This window comes from Prosthecobacter vanneervenii (assembly GCF_014203095.1).
In the GTDB taxonomy this organism is placed as follows: Bacteria; Verrucomicrobiota; Verrucomicrobiia; order Verrucomicrobiales; family Verrucomicrobiaceae; genus Prosthecobacter; species Prosthecobacter vanneervenii.
On record NZ_JACHIG010000003.1, the window covers coordinates 25,361 to 38,905 of the forward strand.

The 13,545-nt window shown below is 59.4% G+C and carries 12 protein-coding genes and 1 tRNA gene; 7 read left to right on the forward strand and 6 right to left on the reverse strand.

Annotation, left to right across the window (positions count from 1 at the left end; genetic code table 11):
* Positions 1 to 19: 19 nt before the first annotated feature.
* The 3 genes from HNQ65_RS08125 (at position 20) to HNQ65_RS08135 (ending at position 3,871) form a co-directional block, all read left to right on the forward strand.
* On the forward strand, positions 20 to 547 hold the full coding sequence (locus HNQ65_RS08125) for a hypothetical protein (RefSeq protein ID WP_184339020.1): 528 nt from the start codon (positions 20 to 22) through the stop codon (positions 545 to 547).
* Between the two features lie 232 nt (positions 548 to 779).
* Positions 780 to 2,273: an ammonium transporter gene (locus HNQ65_RS08130; protein WP_184339021.1), complete on the forward strand. Its 1,494-nt coding sequence runs from the start codon at positions 780 to 782 to the stop codon at positions 2,271 to 2,273.
* Positions 2,274 to 3,181: 908 nt separating this feature from the next.
* Entirely contained in the window at positions 3,182 to 3,871 is a 690-nt protein-coding gene (locus HNQ65_RS08135) for a PIG-L deacetylase family protein (protein ID WP_184339022.1), read from the forward strand.
* 16 nt (positions 3,872 to 3,887) lie between these two features.
* Here the strand turns inward: HNQ65_RS08135 and HNQ65_RS08140 are convergent.
* A tRNA-Lys gene (locus tag HNQ65_RS08140) sits at positions 3,888 to 3,963 on the reverse strand.
* A 184-nt stretch (positions 3,964 to 4,147) separates the two neighbouring features.
* Here HNQ65_RS08140 and HNQ65_RS08145 point away from each other — a divergent pair.
* Positions 4,148 to 4,918 (forward strand): polysaccharide lyase, encoded by a 771-nt coding sequence (locus HNQ65_RS08145; protein WP_184339023.1) that lies wholly within the window; start codon positions 4,148 to 4,150, stop codon positions 4,916 to 4,918.
* A gap of 74 nt (positions 4,919 to 4,992) precedes the next feature.
* Here HNQ65_RS08145 and HNQ65_RS08150 read toward each other — a convergent pair whose 3' ends face one another.
* From HNQ65_RS08150 to HNQ65_RS08165, 4 genes are all read right to left on the reverse strand, one after another.
* Entirely contained in the window at positions 4,993 to 5,283 is a 291-nt protein-coding gene (locus tag HNQ65_RS08150; RefSeq protein ID WP_184339024.1) for a hypothetical protein, read from the reverse strand.
* Positions 5,284 to 5,430: 147 nt separating this feature from the next.
* A complete protein-coding gene (locus HNQ65_RS08155; RefSeq protein WP_246437956.1) occupies positions 5,431 to 7,464 on the reverse strand; it encodes an FAD-dependent oxidoreductase in 2,034 nt (677 codons plus the stop codon).
* A gap of 68 nt (positions 7,465 to 7,532) precedes the next feature.
* Positions 7,533 to 8,504, reverse strand: coding sequence for a DUF6807 domain-containing protein (locus tag HNQ65_RS08160; protein ID WP_184339026.1), 972 nt, complete (start codon positions 8,502 to 8,504; stop codon positions 7,533 to 7,535).
* A gap of 48 nt (positions 8,505 to 8,552) precedes the next feature.
* Positions 8,553 to 9,344: a TatD family hydrolase gene (locus HNQ65_RS08165; RefSeq protein WP_184339027.1), complete on the reverse strand. Its 792-nt coding sequence runs from the start codon at positions 9,342 to 9,344 to the stop codon at positions 8,553 to 8,555.
* Between the two features lie 88 nt (positions 9,345 to 9,432).
* On the opposite strand from HNQ65_RS08165, the gene HNQ65_RS08170 reads away from it, so the two are divergent.
* Together HNQ65_RS08170 and HNQ65_RS08175 are read left to right on the forward strand one after the other, a co-directional pair.
* Positions 9,433 to 10,911, forward strand: a complete 1,479-nt coding sequence (locus HNQ65_RS08170; RefSeq protein ID WP_184339028.1) for a hypothetical protein — start codon at positions 9,433 to 9,435, stop codon at positions 10,909 to 10,911.
* A gap of 70 nt (positions 10,912 to 10,981) precedes the next feature.
* Positions 10,982 to 11,794 (forward strand): MlaE family ABC transporter permease, encoded by an 813-nt coding sequence (locus tag HNQ65_RS08175; RefSeq protein ID WP_184339029.1) that lies wholly within the window; start codon positions 10,982 to 10,984, stop codon positions 11,792 to 11,794.
* Between the two features lie 7 nt (positions 11,795 to 11,801).
* Here HNQ65_RS08175 and HNQ65_RS08180 read toward each other — a convergent pair whose 3' ends face one another.
* Positions 11,802 to 12,680: an alpha/beta hydrolase family protein gene (locus HNQ65_RS08180; protein WP_184339030.1), complete on the reverse strand. Its 879-nt coding sequence runs from the start codon at positions 12,678 to 12,680 to the stop codon at positions 11,802 to 11,804.
* Positions 12,681 to 12,808: 128 nt separating this feature from the next.
* Between HNQ65_RS08180 and HNQ65_RS08185 the strand changes: the two genes are divergently transcribed.
* On the forward strand, positions 12,809 to 13,543 hold the full coding sequence (locus HNQ65_RS08185; RefSeq protein WP_184339031.1) for an MIP/aquaporin family protein: 735 nt from the start codon (positions 12,809 to 12,811) through the stop codon (positions 13,541 to 13,543).
* The last annotated feature ends 2 nt before the right edge of the window (positions 13,544 to 13,545 follow it).

Genomic DNA, 13,545 nt, shown 5'->3' on the forward strand with positions numbered 1-13,545 from the left:
AACACCAGCTGCAAACACCATGAGATCCCTCCTTATCCCCGCGTTCATCGCCCTGTTTTCACTCACAACCCTTGTTCGTGGCGAGGAGGGAACCCTCAGCGTCAACGGCCTCGCTTTCAAGTTTGCCTCCCCGTGGGCCGAAGTGCAGAGCACGGGCATGTTCCGTGCCGGCACCCTGGCTGCCACAGTGGATGGAGCCGAGAAACCAGTGGAAGCTATTTTCTACAGCTTTCCCGGCCCCGGCGGCGGCGGTGACACCGAGGCTAATGTGAAGCGCTGGCTCGGCCAGTTTCAGGGCACTCCAGAATCCAAGCGCGAAGAGCTTGATGCTGGCGGCAGCAAGATCACCCTGGTAACGGCCACCGGCACCTACAATGACGGCCCCCCCATGGGAGCCAAGACGCCCCGGGAAAACTACACGCTCATCGCAGCGATCGTTCCCTCAGGCGAATCCAACATCTTTGTGAAACTCACGGGTCCCAAGGACGCCATCGCCAAACTGGCGGAAGGTTTCAAAAAGATGGTGCTCAGTCCCTTTGCCAAATAAACTAGGCAAACAGATCTTAAGACACACATGAAGCGGGTGGGAAACCACCCGCTTTTTGTATTTATTAGCAAAAACCAGACCCTTCCATGATGAAACATTGAGTGAGTCGAGAAAAAGGGTGGCCAAAAAAACAAAAACAGACTTGGCACGCGCCATGCTCAGGTCTGTTTCGGAGTCAAAATCCACACCCTGAATTATGCTGAAAATCAACCACCCTCGAACCTGGCGCAGCATGGCACTTGCTGCGGTAGTTGCCCTCACCACATTTGCAATCACACCCGGCGATGCCCGAGGTCAGACTGCAGAACCGGCACCCGCTGCCGCCCCCGCCCCGGCCGCCGCTCCTGCGGCAGCACCTGCTCCGGCTCCCGCCGCTGCCGAACCTGCCGCCGCCACCTTGGAACAACGTGTTTTCGACCTCGAAAAATACGTGACCAATGGTCAGGCTGGCAAAGATGGTGACAAGACGTGGAAGTCCAACATCGGTGGGCAGCCTGGTCCTGGCCACAATGCCTGGCAGATGGTCAGCACCGCGCTGGTGATTTTCATGACTCTCCCCGGCCTCGCGCTGTTCTACGGCGGTCTGGTCCGCAAGAAGAACGTTCTCTCCGTGATCGCTCAGTGCATGGGCATCGCCGGTCTGGTCACCATCCTGTGGTGGGCCTGCGGCTACAGCCTCTCCTTCGGAGCTGGCAATGCCTTCATCGGTGATCTCTCCTTCAAGATGCTCGAAGGTGTCTCCCCCTATGCCGCAGGTGCTGGCTACTGGTGGATCTCCGACGTCATGTGGGCCATGTTCCAGCTGAGCTTCGCCATCATCACCCCTGCCCTCATCATCGGCGCCATCGCCGAGCGCATGAAGTTCATCGCGGTGCTGGTCTTCGTGACTCTCTGGATGTTCGCCGTTTACTTCCCCTTCGCCCACATGGTGTGGAGCACGACTGGTTTCATGTGCGGTCCGCTTAACCCGGGCGCCACGATCAAGGCCATCGACTTCGCTGGCGGCACCGTCGTTCACATGACCTCCGGCTGGAGCGCCCTGGTGCTCTGCCTCCTGCTCGGCAAGCGCAAAGGTTTTGGCAAGGAGCCGATGGCTCCCCACAGCATGGTTCTCTGCGCTGTCGGCACCGGCATGCTCTGGGTCGGCTGGTATGGTTTCAACGCCGGCTCCGCTCTGGGTGCTGACGGCATCGCTTCCAACGCCTTCATGACCACCACGCTGGCCGCCGCCACCGCTGGCTTCGTCTGGGCTGTGGCTGAGTGGATCCTGAAAGGCAAGCCCTCAGTGCTTGGCTTCTGCTCCGGCATCGTGGCAGGTCTGGTGGTGATCACCCCTGCTGCAGGCTTCGTGACCGCCAACTCCGCCATGATCATGGGTGTGGCCGCTGGCATCGTCCCCTTCATTGCCGTCGCTTACCTGAAGAACATCCTCGGCTACGACGACGCCCTCGACACCTTCGGTGTGCACGGCGTTGGCGGAACGATGGGTGCCATCCTCACGGGTGTGTTTGCTGATGAGAAGGCCAACTCCGTGGTCGCCGGACTCAAGGACGGCCTCCTGATGAACCAGTTGAAGGCCGCCGGCCTGACGATCGCCTGGAGCATCGCCGCCACCCTCGTCATCACCATCATCGTGAAGATCGTGGTTGGCCTCCGCCCCGAGCCCGAAGTGGAAAGCCAGGGCCTCGACCTTGCCGAACACGGCGAGTCCGGTTACGAGCACTAATCTGCGGCAGGACAAGATCCTGCTTCCCCAAAACCGGGCTGATTTCTCAGCCCGGTTTTTTTATGCCCCTAGGCCCGACTGTTGAGACCAAGATTGGAATGCTGCGACCTCAGTTAAAGACATTCTTGCTTTACCTAAACAGCAGCATCAGCAGCACACACATGAGTCCATTGTTGAGCGCACGTGCCGTCATCGGAGCGATGAGGCTGTGCTGCGGGTGTAATACCACGAGTCCTTGAAAACGGGTCTGCAATTCTGTCGCCGCAGGCATGGCGTGCATCTGGATTTGGAGTGCGGTCGCGCAGATGCAAGGCGCAGGCCTGCATCGGAGCTACCGCTTTCGCGGGGTCGTGAAGGTTCTTCGGCCTCAGCCAGCTGTCCGGCCTGCGGAGCCGAGCGAAGCGAACCGGAGCGTAGCGGAGATAGCCGAAGGCAAACAGACGACTGAAAGGAGCCCGTAGGGTGAGCGAAGCGAATCAAAGCGGTAGCTTCGTTCGTTCCTCACTGCGCGACCGCACTCCAAATGGGACGCTGCGCTTTCAGGCCCCAGAACCTGCGGCACGCTCATGCACTTACGGGCTATCGCCACACCCATCCCACGATCCAAGATAGCGGACCAGCCATTCCACTTGTTATCCGAGGAAGACTCTGAGTCTGTGATCCTGTGAAGACTCGTTTTCAACTACCAGTGGTATAAACACAAACAGTGTGCAAAAGAGCGCAACTGCCTCCAGCATTACGCCGCCCTAGTCACGGCTCCACTTGCAAGCGTCAGGCTCGTTTTCCCAGAACGTCAGCGCATCAAGATTCAGATCAGCACGCCTAAACCGAGCGCCGCAGCAGCCATCCCCAGCTAAACCACCGCCTGCCGCTCTTGCCCTCTCAACGAGCAGCAGCCATAATGAGGCATGACACGCACCATTCTGGCCATCGGCGCGCATTATGACGACTGCCCTTTCGGTATCCCCGGAACTCTGCTGCGGGCCGTGCAGAAGCATCAGCGGGTGGTCATTCTGAGCCTGATCGGTGACTACACCAACTGGCCACCCGTCAAAGGCAGGGAGCAGGGACTGCTAGAGCTCTCCAAGCAACTGGCTGCTGAGCGTGGCATCGAGATGCGTTTTCTAGGCTACAAGAGCCTGGGCTTTGAGCCCACGCTGGAAACCAAGCGAGCGGTGGCTGAAGTGGTGGCGGAGGTGAAGCCGGACACGGCTTTCATGCTGTGGCCGCGTGACCGCCACCCCGATCATGAAGCGGCGAGCGCCATCTGCCATGCCGCCTTGTATCAGCCAGCGAGACTGCTGGGAAGGGATGATGTGAAGTCTCCCTCGAAGGTCTTCTGGTATGACAATGGTCCCGGACACACCATCGGCTTCGAGCCGGACACGTTTGTCGATGTCACGGCCGAATGGCCTGCCGCCAGTGAATGGCTGGGCCGCCTGATGGCCTACGTGCGCAAGGAGGACTATGATCCTGCGAAGGCGGATGCTGCCATGGAGACGAAGAGCGTGCTTTCGCGTTATCGTGGGCTGACCTGTGGAGCCAGATATGCAGAGGCTTTCAAAAGCGTGAAGCCTGTGGTGAACGCGGAATTTTGAGATACCACCCTGAGGGTGGTACCCCCGGTAGGATTCGAACCTACGACAAATTGATTAAGAGTCAACTGCTCTACCAACTGAGCTACGGAGGCATTTGTGTCCAGCCACATAAGTGACCGGATCATCAAAGGGGACGAGAGCTTTAATCGAGTCTGGGCTCTGTGCAAGTGAGTTTTTGATGTTGAGGGCCAACTTTCTGCGGCTTCCGTCGGCTGATGTGGTTTCAAAGCTGGTTTTCCAGGTGTTTTCCTGGCAGAGCCGTGCTACTCCGCCTGCATGCGTGCGCTGCTGCTCCTAGCTCTTCTTTCTCTGCAAACCTCCCAAGCGGCCGAACTGCCGCTGACGATCACTCTGGGCGGGCAGCCAGGGCCTTACTCGATTCCAAGATGGAAAAGCGACTGGCCGGGGTGCCAATTCGAAGGCGGCATTGCCCAAGGGCGTGTGGAGGTGGTGCAGAGTAATGCACTCAAGTGGCTGCGGGTAAACTTTGCCGTGGGAAAGATCGGACCCGAGCAGGGCGGTGCTGGCTGGCGCATGCCCTTTGGGAAGCATGAGGAGGCGGTGCTCAGCTACACGATGCGATTCAGCAAAGATTTTGATTTCGTCAAAGGCGGCAAGCTGCCGGGGCTCTGCGGCGGGCCGGAAAACGTGAGCGGCGGTCGAAGGGCCACGGGCACGAACGGCTTTTCGGCGAGGCTGATGTGGCGCAAAGAAGGGCGCGGTGAAGCCTACGTGTACCACAAAAATCAAAAGGGAGACTATGGCGACAGCTTTGCCTTCCCGTCTGATTTTCGCTTTCCCACCGAGGTTCCGATTCTGGTGAGGATCTCCGTGACGATGAACACCATGGGAAAACGTGATGGCACGCTCTCCGTGTGGATCGATGGCAAGCGCCTGGTGAAGAAAACGGACATGGAATGGCGCACGGTGGACAGCTTTGGCGTGGATGGTCTTTACTTTGAAACCTTCCACGGCGGCGGCGATTCCTCATGGGCGCCCACGCATGCCTGCTGGGCGGAGTTTACGGAGATGAAGGTCGTTCCTTGAGTGCATGCTTTAATAGAAAAAATAAAGTGGCGGATGACTTGCGCCATCCGCCACGGTTTCAAGGTATTTGGGGGTTAGAAGAGGCTCAGTCGCGTGGAGGTTGAAGCATTGACCGGCAGCCCCACACGGGCATTGACGCGTGCATCAACACCTGCAGGCCGCGGTGCGGGCCGCGCATAGTAAGTGGGGTGACGGCGGTCATGATCATAGCCGTAGCCGCTGCGGTAGTAGGCCGGAGGCGGTGGCGTACGGTAGGCATAGCCAGGGCGTGCTCCCACATAGCCGCCGCCATCCACATAGGTGGTGCAGCTGGAGAGCATCATGATGAACAAACCAAGGCCGAGGATGTGAAGAGAGGATTTCATAACAAGGATGTGGTTATTCTGTCGCCTTGTTAGAAAAGCCTCTGCGGCGGGGCGTTGAAAAAGACGGGCAACAAAACCCAAGGTCGGACGCAGGAAAAAGAAGTCCCAGAATTGAGGTGGAGCGTATGTGCCGCCCCTGACGAGGGGTTATTTCACCTCGATCAGCTGAACGGCGTCTGCGCCCACAATGCCATCGGTGTCCTTGTTGCTGATGGTGATGACGGCGGGCTTGCCCGCGCTAAAGATGTAGGTGCCCAGGCTGATGAAGAGGTCGTCGATGGCTGGGGCTTTGCGTTGGTTCACCATCACTGTGTCCGTACCGCCAGCGTGTTCGATGCGCACGGGGACGTTGCTGGCACGGTTGGTCGCAGAGACATAGGATATGCGGACGTCATACTTGCCTGAGGACGGAACCTTGATGCGGTAGGTGATGGTCTTGGCACCTTTCTCGGTGTTGGCATCGTGGAAGCTCGAGCCATCCACCGGTGCTCCATAGGAGCTGGCGGTCCAATGCCCCATTCTTTCGGCAAACTCTTCCGTCATGATAATACCTGGCAGCTTGGCTGAGCGGATCATCTTGGCCATGGCGGCGAGTTCGAGCACGGCTTTTTGTTCCAGCAGTTTCTTCTGCAAGGCGGGTACATCGATCTTCTGCACCGGGGTGCTTGCTTTGAGCGCCATCACAGCGGCAAGACCTGAGGCCTGGCCCAGAGCCATGTACACGGGCTCCATGCGCAGCGAGCAGTAGGCGATGTGGCTGGCGGAGAGGCATACCGGGACGAGCAGGTTTTCGCACTCCACCTGCTTGGGGGTCAGGCTGCGGTAGGGGATCTGGTAGGGCAGCGCTGGGGTGTCCTGAAAGCTCCCTTCATCCCGCACCGTGCCGTCTTCGGCCAGGATGCGCTGCACGATATGGCAGTCGATGAGGAAGCTGCCCATGCCGACGGAGTCGTTTTTGAAGATGTCGGTCTGCAGGTCTTTCTGCACCATGACGTAGTCGCCGATCATGCGACGGCCTTCGCGGATGTAGAGGGCGTAAGGCCAGTGGGCGTTGTCGGCGAACTCGTCTTTGCATAGCCCCCAGGAGTTCGCCTGATCGCGCAGGCTCTGTGGCACGCGCTCATCGTGGCCGAGGAACCACAGCATGCCCTGGATGAAGTCGGTGTGGTCCTGCCAGATGCGTGCGCGGGTGGCGGCATCGCCATCGGGGTAGTCGAAATTGGCGCCGGGGTAGTCGGTGGAGAAAAGCCCCTGCGCATTGAGGTCGTATTTGCCATTGGCGGTTTTACCAAGATGGAACAGGCGACCAAAGCGGATGCCGGGGAAAGCCTGGATGAGGCGCAGCAGCAGCTCGTAGTGTGCAGCGTCGTAGCTGGCGGGTTTGGGGAAAGGAATTTTGATGTCCTCCCGCTGCGTGACGCAGATGCGGAAGTTGTAGCTCTGGGTACGTTTGTCAGCGCTGCCAGGGGTGAGCTTGGAGTCTGGAAAGACGCCGTAGATGGGCTTTCCCTGAGCATCCAAGCCGGAGATGCTCACGGGGGTGCCGTGGATGTAGCTCGGGCCTTTGCCACCGATGCTTGGGCAGTCGCTCTCCATCACCTCTACGGTGCGCGGGCGGATGGGCATGGGGTGGTAGCCTGCCAGCGGCTCGTCATACTGTGCGGTGCTTTCGCGACCGACGATATAGCTTACCTTGGCTGCTGCCATGAGATCACCCTCATAGCTGGCGTCGATGAATTCTTTGCCGTGGTAGGTGGTGCCATCAGTGGTGGTCAGGCTGGTGATGCGTGCGCCGTCTTTGGAGATCGACTTGAGCGCCTGCGCTGTGATCACCTTCACGCCGGCTTCTTTGAGCATGGCCTGGAAAGCGGCCATATTGGCAGCCGGCTCGGCATACCACATGGGTGTGTCTGGCTTCAGTGCCGCAGCACGCGCGAAGTACTCACGGGGAAAGCCGCCGATAGTCTCCTGCTTGCCCACGTCTGTGCTGGTCAGCCCACCTGTCACCATGCCGCCGATCCACTGGGTGGGTTCAATCACCACCACGGAAGCTCCCTCTCGTGCGGCGGTGATTCCCGCACCCAGTCCTGACGGAGTGCCGCCGTAGATGACGAGATCAAAATCTGCTGCGCAGATGGATGAAGTGAGGCCGAGAAACAGAAACAAACGATGCAAAGACATGAGGTGAAAAGAGAGCATGCGGCCCCGCCATGCATCTGTTTTTCACCTCACAGCATCAATCTAAAGGATTACTGCTTGGCGAAGGCTTCATAGGCCTCTGCGACCTTGCCTTCCTTCTCGTCTCCCTTGTGGAAGTAGAAGAGATGGCGCAGCAGGGTGTATTCACCTTTTTTCAGCTCATAAGCGCCATCAGGGGCGTTCTTGTCCAAGGCCTTGGTGCCGAAGGGATTGGCGGTGAAAAGGCCGTAGGTGCGCACGTGCCAGGGAGTGGGGAAGCGGAAGCTGGAGGGGTGGTTCAGCATGGCCACGCCGAGCTTCTCTCCGCCCACGGTGCCGTAGTAGTCGCACCACTTGGCGCGCTTGCCCCAGGCATCGGCGTCGGTCAGGCCTTCGCTGCTGATGATGTGGCCGCTGCCTTTTTTGTTTTTCTCGATCTCGACTGCCATCTCGGTGGGCACGCGGATGCTGAGGCCGGCGTCCTTTTTGTCTTCGAAGTTTACGGGGCCTTCGGTGGCGAGGAGGATCTGCTTCATCTCGATGCTTCGGGTGCCTTCACCCGCGGTGAAGATCATGGTGCGCTCTTCTTCCAGGTACTTTTTGCCGCTGGGGTCGAGGTAGTCGATGATGGAGACGAGCACAGCAGAGTCTGGCTTGGCTTCGAGGGTTTTGAATTCGCGGTGCTTCTCGCTGCCCAGCGATTTCACACGGTCAGCAGTCTTGGCGGATTCGCCAAAGGTGGCGCGCTCGGCCCAGGACTCGATGCCATTGATGCCCTCGTGGCCAAAGCAGATGCCACGATGATGCGGGTGGTCGTGCTGCTCGCCCTCGACATTGGCCATCGGGTAGTTGCGGGTCATCTGCTTGCCAGTGGGGCCAAAGACAGGGGCGAGGTAGGGCTTGTTGGCCTGATCCACGACGTATTCGGCGAAGACCTGCCCGTCCACCTTGACGATGGCACCGCCTGTGGCGGTTTTTTCAACGGAGAACTGGGCCGCGCTGGCGAGCGAGGTGAGGAGGAAAGAGGCGAGGAGGAGTTTCATGAGTGGTGGCAGAGAACGTGGGGGAGATTGGAATGCTTTCGGCGGAGATCAATTCCAGCCGCGGAAGAATTCGAGGGCCGTGTGGGTGGTGTCTGCCGCCACTGCTTCCACCGGCTCGCCCCGCAGGGTGGCGATGGCGCGGGCGGTGTCCGCCACGTAGGCGGGCTCGCAGCGTTTGCCGCGGTGCGGCATGGGTGCCAGATAGGGCGCGTCGGTTTCGAGCATGTATTTCCCGGCAGGAACAGCGCGTGCGGTATCGGCCATGAAGCCCGGGTTTTTAAAGCTGACGATGCCGGTGAAGGAGATGAGGTGGCCGCGCTCCAGCAGGGGCTGTGCCTGTTCCAGCGTGCCGGTGAAACAGTGGAAGACGCCGCGAAGGCGGTCGCTGAACGGCAGGACGAGCGCGGTGAGGTCTTCCCAGCTTTCGCGATTGTGCAGGATGACGTTCAGCTTCAGTTCTGCTGCGAGTTCGAGCTGTGCAGTGAGCACCCGGGCCTGGTGCGCTTTCCAGTCGGCCAGGGCAAAGCCCTCGGGCGGGGCGTGGAAGTAATCGAGACCGATCTCGCCGATGGCGCAGACTTTGGGATGCCGGGCCAGCGTGCGCAGTTCGTCGATCCAGGAGTCGCCGCTGACCGTGTCGGCATCACACGGATGAATGCCGACAGCCACTCGCACATCGGGTTCGTTTTCGGCCAGGGCGAGCAGCTTGCGGGCGTTTTCAAGATCCGTGGCGGGAGCCACCATGCGAGAGACGCCTGCAGCGCGTGCGCGCTCCAGCACGGCGGGCAGGTCGCCGTCGAACTGTCTGCTGCCGAGGTGGGTGTGCGTGTCGAAAAACATGGTCTGCGCCTTCGCATTTTGGGGACGGGTGTCAAGCCTCGTGAATTACTCCTTTTCCTGGGGGCTTTGTTCATGCTAAACCACACACATGCCACTCCGCCGACTGCCTCTGGTTTTGCTCTGCCTGCCAGCCTTTCTCAGCGCCGCTCCAGAGGATTATTTTGGCATCCGTGTGATCGATGAGCACACCGGGCGTGGCGTGCCGTTGGTCACGCTGGAAACGACCAACCATATCGCGCTGACGACAGACAGCGCAGGGTGGATCGCATTCAATGAACCCGGGCTGATGAATCGGGCGGTGTATTTCAATGTTCAGGGCCCTGGATACACGATGCCGAAAGATGGATTTGGTTTCACCGGAGTGCGACTGAAGCCTGTGGCCGGAAAGTCCGTGGAGGTGAAAGTGCTGCGAACCAACATCGCTGAACGCCTGTGCCGGCTGACAGGACAGGGCATTTATCGCGACAGCACCCTGCTGGGGCACGAGCCGCCGCTACCCAGCCCCAATCTCTCGGCGGATGTGATGGGCCTGGATTCTGTGCAGGTGGTGCCGTGGAAGGGGCGCTACTTCTGGATCTTTGGCGACACGCTGCGACCCAACTACCCGCTGGGAAATTACCACTCCACGGCTGCTTGGAGCGATGCGCCCGACAAAGGCGGGCTGGAGCCCGAGCACGGCATCCACTTTGAGTACATCACGGATGAGAACCGCGCCGTGGCCAAAATGATTCCGCTGGAGGAGCCCGGCGCTGTGTGGCTCTTTGGCATGCACACCGTGATGGATGGTCAGGGCAAAGAACACCTCATGGCGCACTATTCCCGGTGGCGCGATCTGGGCAAGCGCCTGGAGCACGGGCTGGCGGAGATGGATGAAGCGAGCGGGCGCTTCCGGCGCATTGCGGTGCTGGGAGATGAGTTTGAGTGGCAGCACCCGCTGGGCAATGCCGTGTGGGTGAAAGGGGCGGACGGAGACTGGATCTATTTTTCCACGCCTTACTGCCGCACACGGGTGAAGGCAGATTATGATTCCGTGCAAAACACCTCGGCGTATGAGGCGCTGGCGTGGTCTGCTGAAAGTGACGATTACGTGTGGCAAAAGGCGCTGCCGCCCACGACGCAGAAAGATGAGGAGAAGCTGATCGCGGAAAAGAAAATGCCCGCTGAAAAGGCACGAATGCAGGTGGTGGATGCCCAGACAGGAAAGCCGGTGCGACTGCATGCCGGCAGCATGCACTGGAACAAGCACCGCGAGCGCTGGATCATGATTGCCGTGCAGCAGGAGGGCGGAGACTCCTATCTCGGAGAGGTGTGGTATGCCGAGGCAAAGCAGATCGACGGCCCCTGGCGAAAGGCGGTCAAAATTGCCACACACCCGAAGTACAGCTTCTACAATCCGAGCCATCACGCTTTCTTCGATCAGCAAGATGGTCGCCTGATCTATTTTCAGGGGACCTACGCCGAGACCTTCTCCGGCAATCCTGTGGCGACGCCACGCTACGACTACAATCAGATCCTTTACCGCCTCGATCTAGATGATGAGCGGCTGAAGGCGGCGCGAGTGGAGTAGCCAGTACGCGTGACGAAAAAGGCACACGTGCAGCCTTCACGCTGCGGGCGGATGCGCCATTCATGGTGGCATGGAATCACGGCGCTGGGAGGATTGGCTGGTCTTCATTGGAAGGGCAGGCATCGGCATGCTGGCATGGCTGGGGCAGCTTACCGCGCTGATGCGTGAGCTGTTCATCGGGCTGCGCAGTGGTGTATGGCGGCTGAAGCTGGTGGGGCAGCAGATCGTGGCGATCGGTTATGGCTCGCAGCTGGTGGTGGTGGTGACGGGGGCTTTCACAGGGGCCGTGTTTGCCTTTCAATCGTATGCCAAGTTCAAGGAGTTTGGCATTGAAACGACTGTGGGAGCCATTGTCTCTGTGGCGCTCTGCCGGGAGCTGGGGCCCGTGCTGGCGGGGCTGATGGTGGCCGGGCGCGTGGGTGCAGCGATGGCGGCGGACATCGGCACGATGAAAGTGACCGAGCAGATCGACGCCCTGCGAGTGATGGGCGTGCATCCGGTGGACTATCTGGTGCTGCCGCGCTTTCTGGCCATGTGCATCTCCATGCCGCTGCTGGTGGCGGAGAGCATCTCCTTTGGGCTGATGGCCTCCTATGCCCTCATCGTATACGGCTTTGATGTGCCGGGCAGCTGGTTCTGGGGACACGTGGTGGAGCATACCGAGGTGCTGGATGTGGGCATCGGCATGTTCAAAGGCTGGGTGTTTGGCATCATCATCACACTCATCAGCTGCCATCAGGGGCTGGGGGCGGAGAATGGCGCGGTGGGCGTGGGCCTGGGGACGACGCGGGCAGTGGTGTACTCATCCCTGGCCATTCTGATCTCAAATTTCTTCCTGACGATCGCGCTGAACTACGTGTCGCCATTGGGGTCGGAGCCTTGAGGATTGATCAATGTTTCGAGCCCGAGGCTTCTTGCGTTTTGATCCACTGAATGCCTAGCGGAATGCCCTCATTCAGCATGGAGTCGTAATGATCGCCGGTGGACACTTCGACATGCTTGACTGTCTTGCCTGCCTTCTGCAGACGTTCAACATAGGCGTTGATGCTGGCAGGTGGGATCTTGGAATCATCCAGCGCATTGAAAAGCAGGGTCGGACAGTTAATTTGCTCCGCATTACGGAACGGTGAGTTTTCCTCGACAAATCTGCGAAACCCTGGGACGCCGCTGTCGAGTTGAGAGATGACTTTGGCACCGTAGTGTTTCTCCAGATCGGTTGCGGGTGCGTAGGCGATGCAGCCGCGCAGCGAGGGCAATTTTTGAGCGAGATTCAATGCCACGACAGCAGCGGAGCTATGGCCGACGGCATAGACTGAAGAGGTGCTGAGAAAGGAATGTTTTGCTCTGGCCAGTTGCAGCGCCGCAGCGGCATCCTTGAGGCCGCCCTGGCTTTGAATGAAAGAAGAGATGGCTTTGATGACACCTGCATCGGTAACTGGATCATCAGGCCATGGGCCGCTCAGACTGTAGGCCACGACGGCAAAGCCTGCTTTCACATAGGGCAGGTGCTCGGGCACATCGCCATCTCCCAGAGCCATTCCGTGAAACATGCGCGTACCAGCCGCTGCGATCAGGATGCAGGGAATGGAGCCCCCTTTCATGGTGGAGGAATGATAGACCCATACCTGATTGCCGTTCTCAGCGATCTTGTATTCTTTCCGAACGATGTCCGCGGGAATAACAGCACTGTTTTCGGACGCCGATAACTGGGCCGACGATGTCGATGTTGCTAGGACAAAAACGGAAAGAACAGACACAATAAGTCTCATGACATCTGAGGCTAATGGGCTGCCAGAACGGCCACAATGCAAAAGTAGGAGGCATGCTTCTTTCTTGCTCTTTTTGAGGCAGCCCGGTAGCCTCGCATGGAAATTCAACCAACCAACCCAACCATCCCATGTCTGCAAATCTTGCTGAAATGCTCGGTACGATGATTCTGGTGCTCCTGGGCGACGGTGTCGTCGCCAACGTGGTGCTCAAGCAAACCAAAGGCAACAATGCCGGCTGGATCGTGATCACCGCAGGCTGGGCATTGGCTGTGGCGATAGCGGTTTACTGCGTCAACTCCATCAGCGGTGCGCATTTGAATCCTGCGGTGACTCTCGGGCTGGCGGCCATTGGCAAATTCAGCTGGGCAATGGTTCCAGGGTACATCACCGCACAGCTGGTGGGTGGTTTCCTCGGCGGCATTCTCGTCTGGCTGGCCTACCTGCCACACTGGCCAGCAACAGAGTCTGCCGGGGACAAGCTGGCGGTCTTCAGCACCGGCCCTGCCATTCGCCATACGGTTGGAAATGTGGTCTGCGAAGTGATCGGCACCGCGATGCTGATGCTCGGCATCCTGGCCATCCTCTCTCCTGCCAATTTGGTGCCGAATTCCGGCTTCGACAAAGGCCTGGCCCCGGCGCTCGTCGGTCTGCTGGTGGGCTCGATTGGTCTTTCGCTCGGTGGCCCCACCGGCTATTCACTCAACCCCGCACGCGACCTCGGCCCGCGCATCGCCCACTTTGTGCTGCCCATTCCTGGCAAAGGCGATTCCGACTGGGGCTATGCCTGGATTCCAGTGGTGGGTCCGATCATTGGCGGAGTCGTCGGAGCGCTGGTTTATAAGGCGCTGTGGGAGGCTGCGTGATG

Excerpts from the sequence above, each read along its gene's own strand:
- HNQ65_RS08125 (WP_184339020.1), top strand. The coding sequence starts at position 20 with ATGAGATCCCTCCTTATCCCCGCGTTCATCGCCCTGTTTTCACTCACA.
- HNQ65_RS08130 (WP_184339021.1), top strand. The coding sequence starts at position 780 with ATGGCACTTGCTGCGGTAGTTGCCCTCACCACATTTGCAATCACACCC.
- HNQ65_RS08135 (WP_184339022.1), top strand. The coding sequence starts at position 3,182 with ATGACACGCACCATTCTGGCCATCGGCGCGCATTATGACGACTGCCCT.
- HNQ65_RS08145 (WP_184339023.1), top strand. The coding sequence starts at position 4,148 with ATGCGTGCGCTGCTGCTCCTAGCTCTTCTTTCTCTGCAAACCTCCCAA.
- HNQ65_RS08150 (WP_184339024.1), bottom strand. The coding sequence starts at position 5,283 with ATGAAATCCTCTCTTCACATCCTCGGCCTTGGTTTGTTCATCATGATG.
- HNQ65_RS08155 (WP_246437956.1), bottom strand. The coding sequence starts at position 7,464 with ATGTCTTTGCATCGTTTGTTTCTGTTTCTCGGCCTCACTTCATCCATC.
- HNQ65_RS08160 (WP_184339026.1), bottom strand. The coding sequence starts at position 8,504 with ATGAAACTCCTCCTCGCCTCTTTCCTCCTCACCTCGCTCGCCAGCGCG.
- HNQ65_RS08165 (WP_184339027.1), bottom strand. The coding sequence starts at position 9,344 with ATGTTTTTCGACACGCACACCCACCTCGGCAGCAGACAGTTCGACGGC.
- HNQ65_RS08170 (WP_184339028.1), top strand. The coding sequence starts at position 9,433 with ATGCCACTCCGCCGACTGCCTCTGGTTTTGCTCTGCCTGCCAGCCTTT.
- HNQ65_RS08175 (WP_184339029.1), top strand. The coding sequence starts at position 10,982 with ATGGAATCACGGCGCTGGGAGGATTGGCTGGTCTTCATTGGAAGGGCA.
- HNQ65_RS08180 (WP_184339030.1), bottom strand. The coding sequence starts at position 12,680 with ATGAGACTTATTGTGTCTGTTCTTTCCGTTTTTGTCCTAGCAACATCG.
- HNQ65_RS08185 (WP_184339031.1), top strand. The coding sequence starts at position 12,809 with ATGTCTGCAAATCTTGCTGAAATGCTCGGTACGATGATTCTGGTGCTC.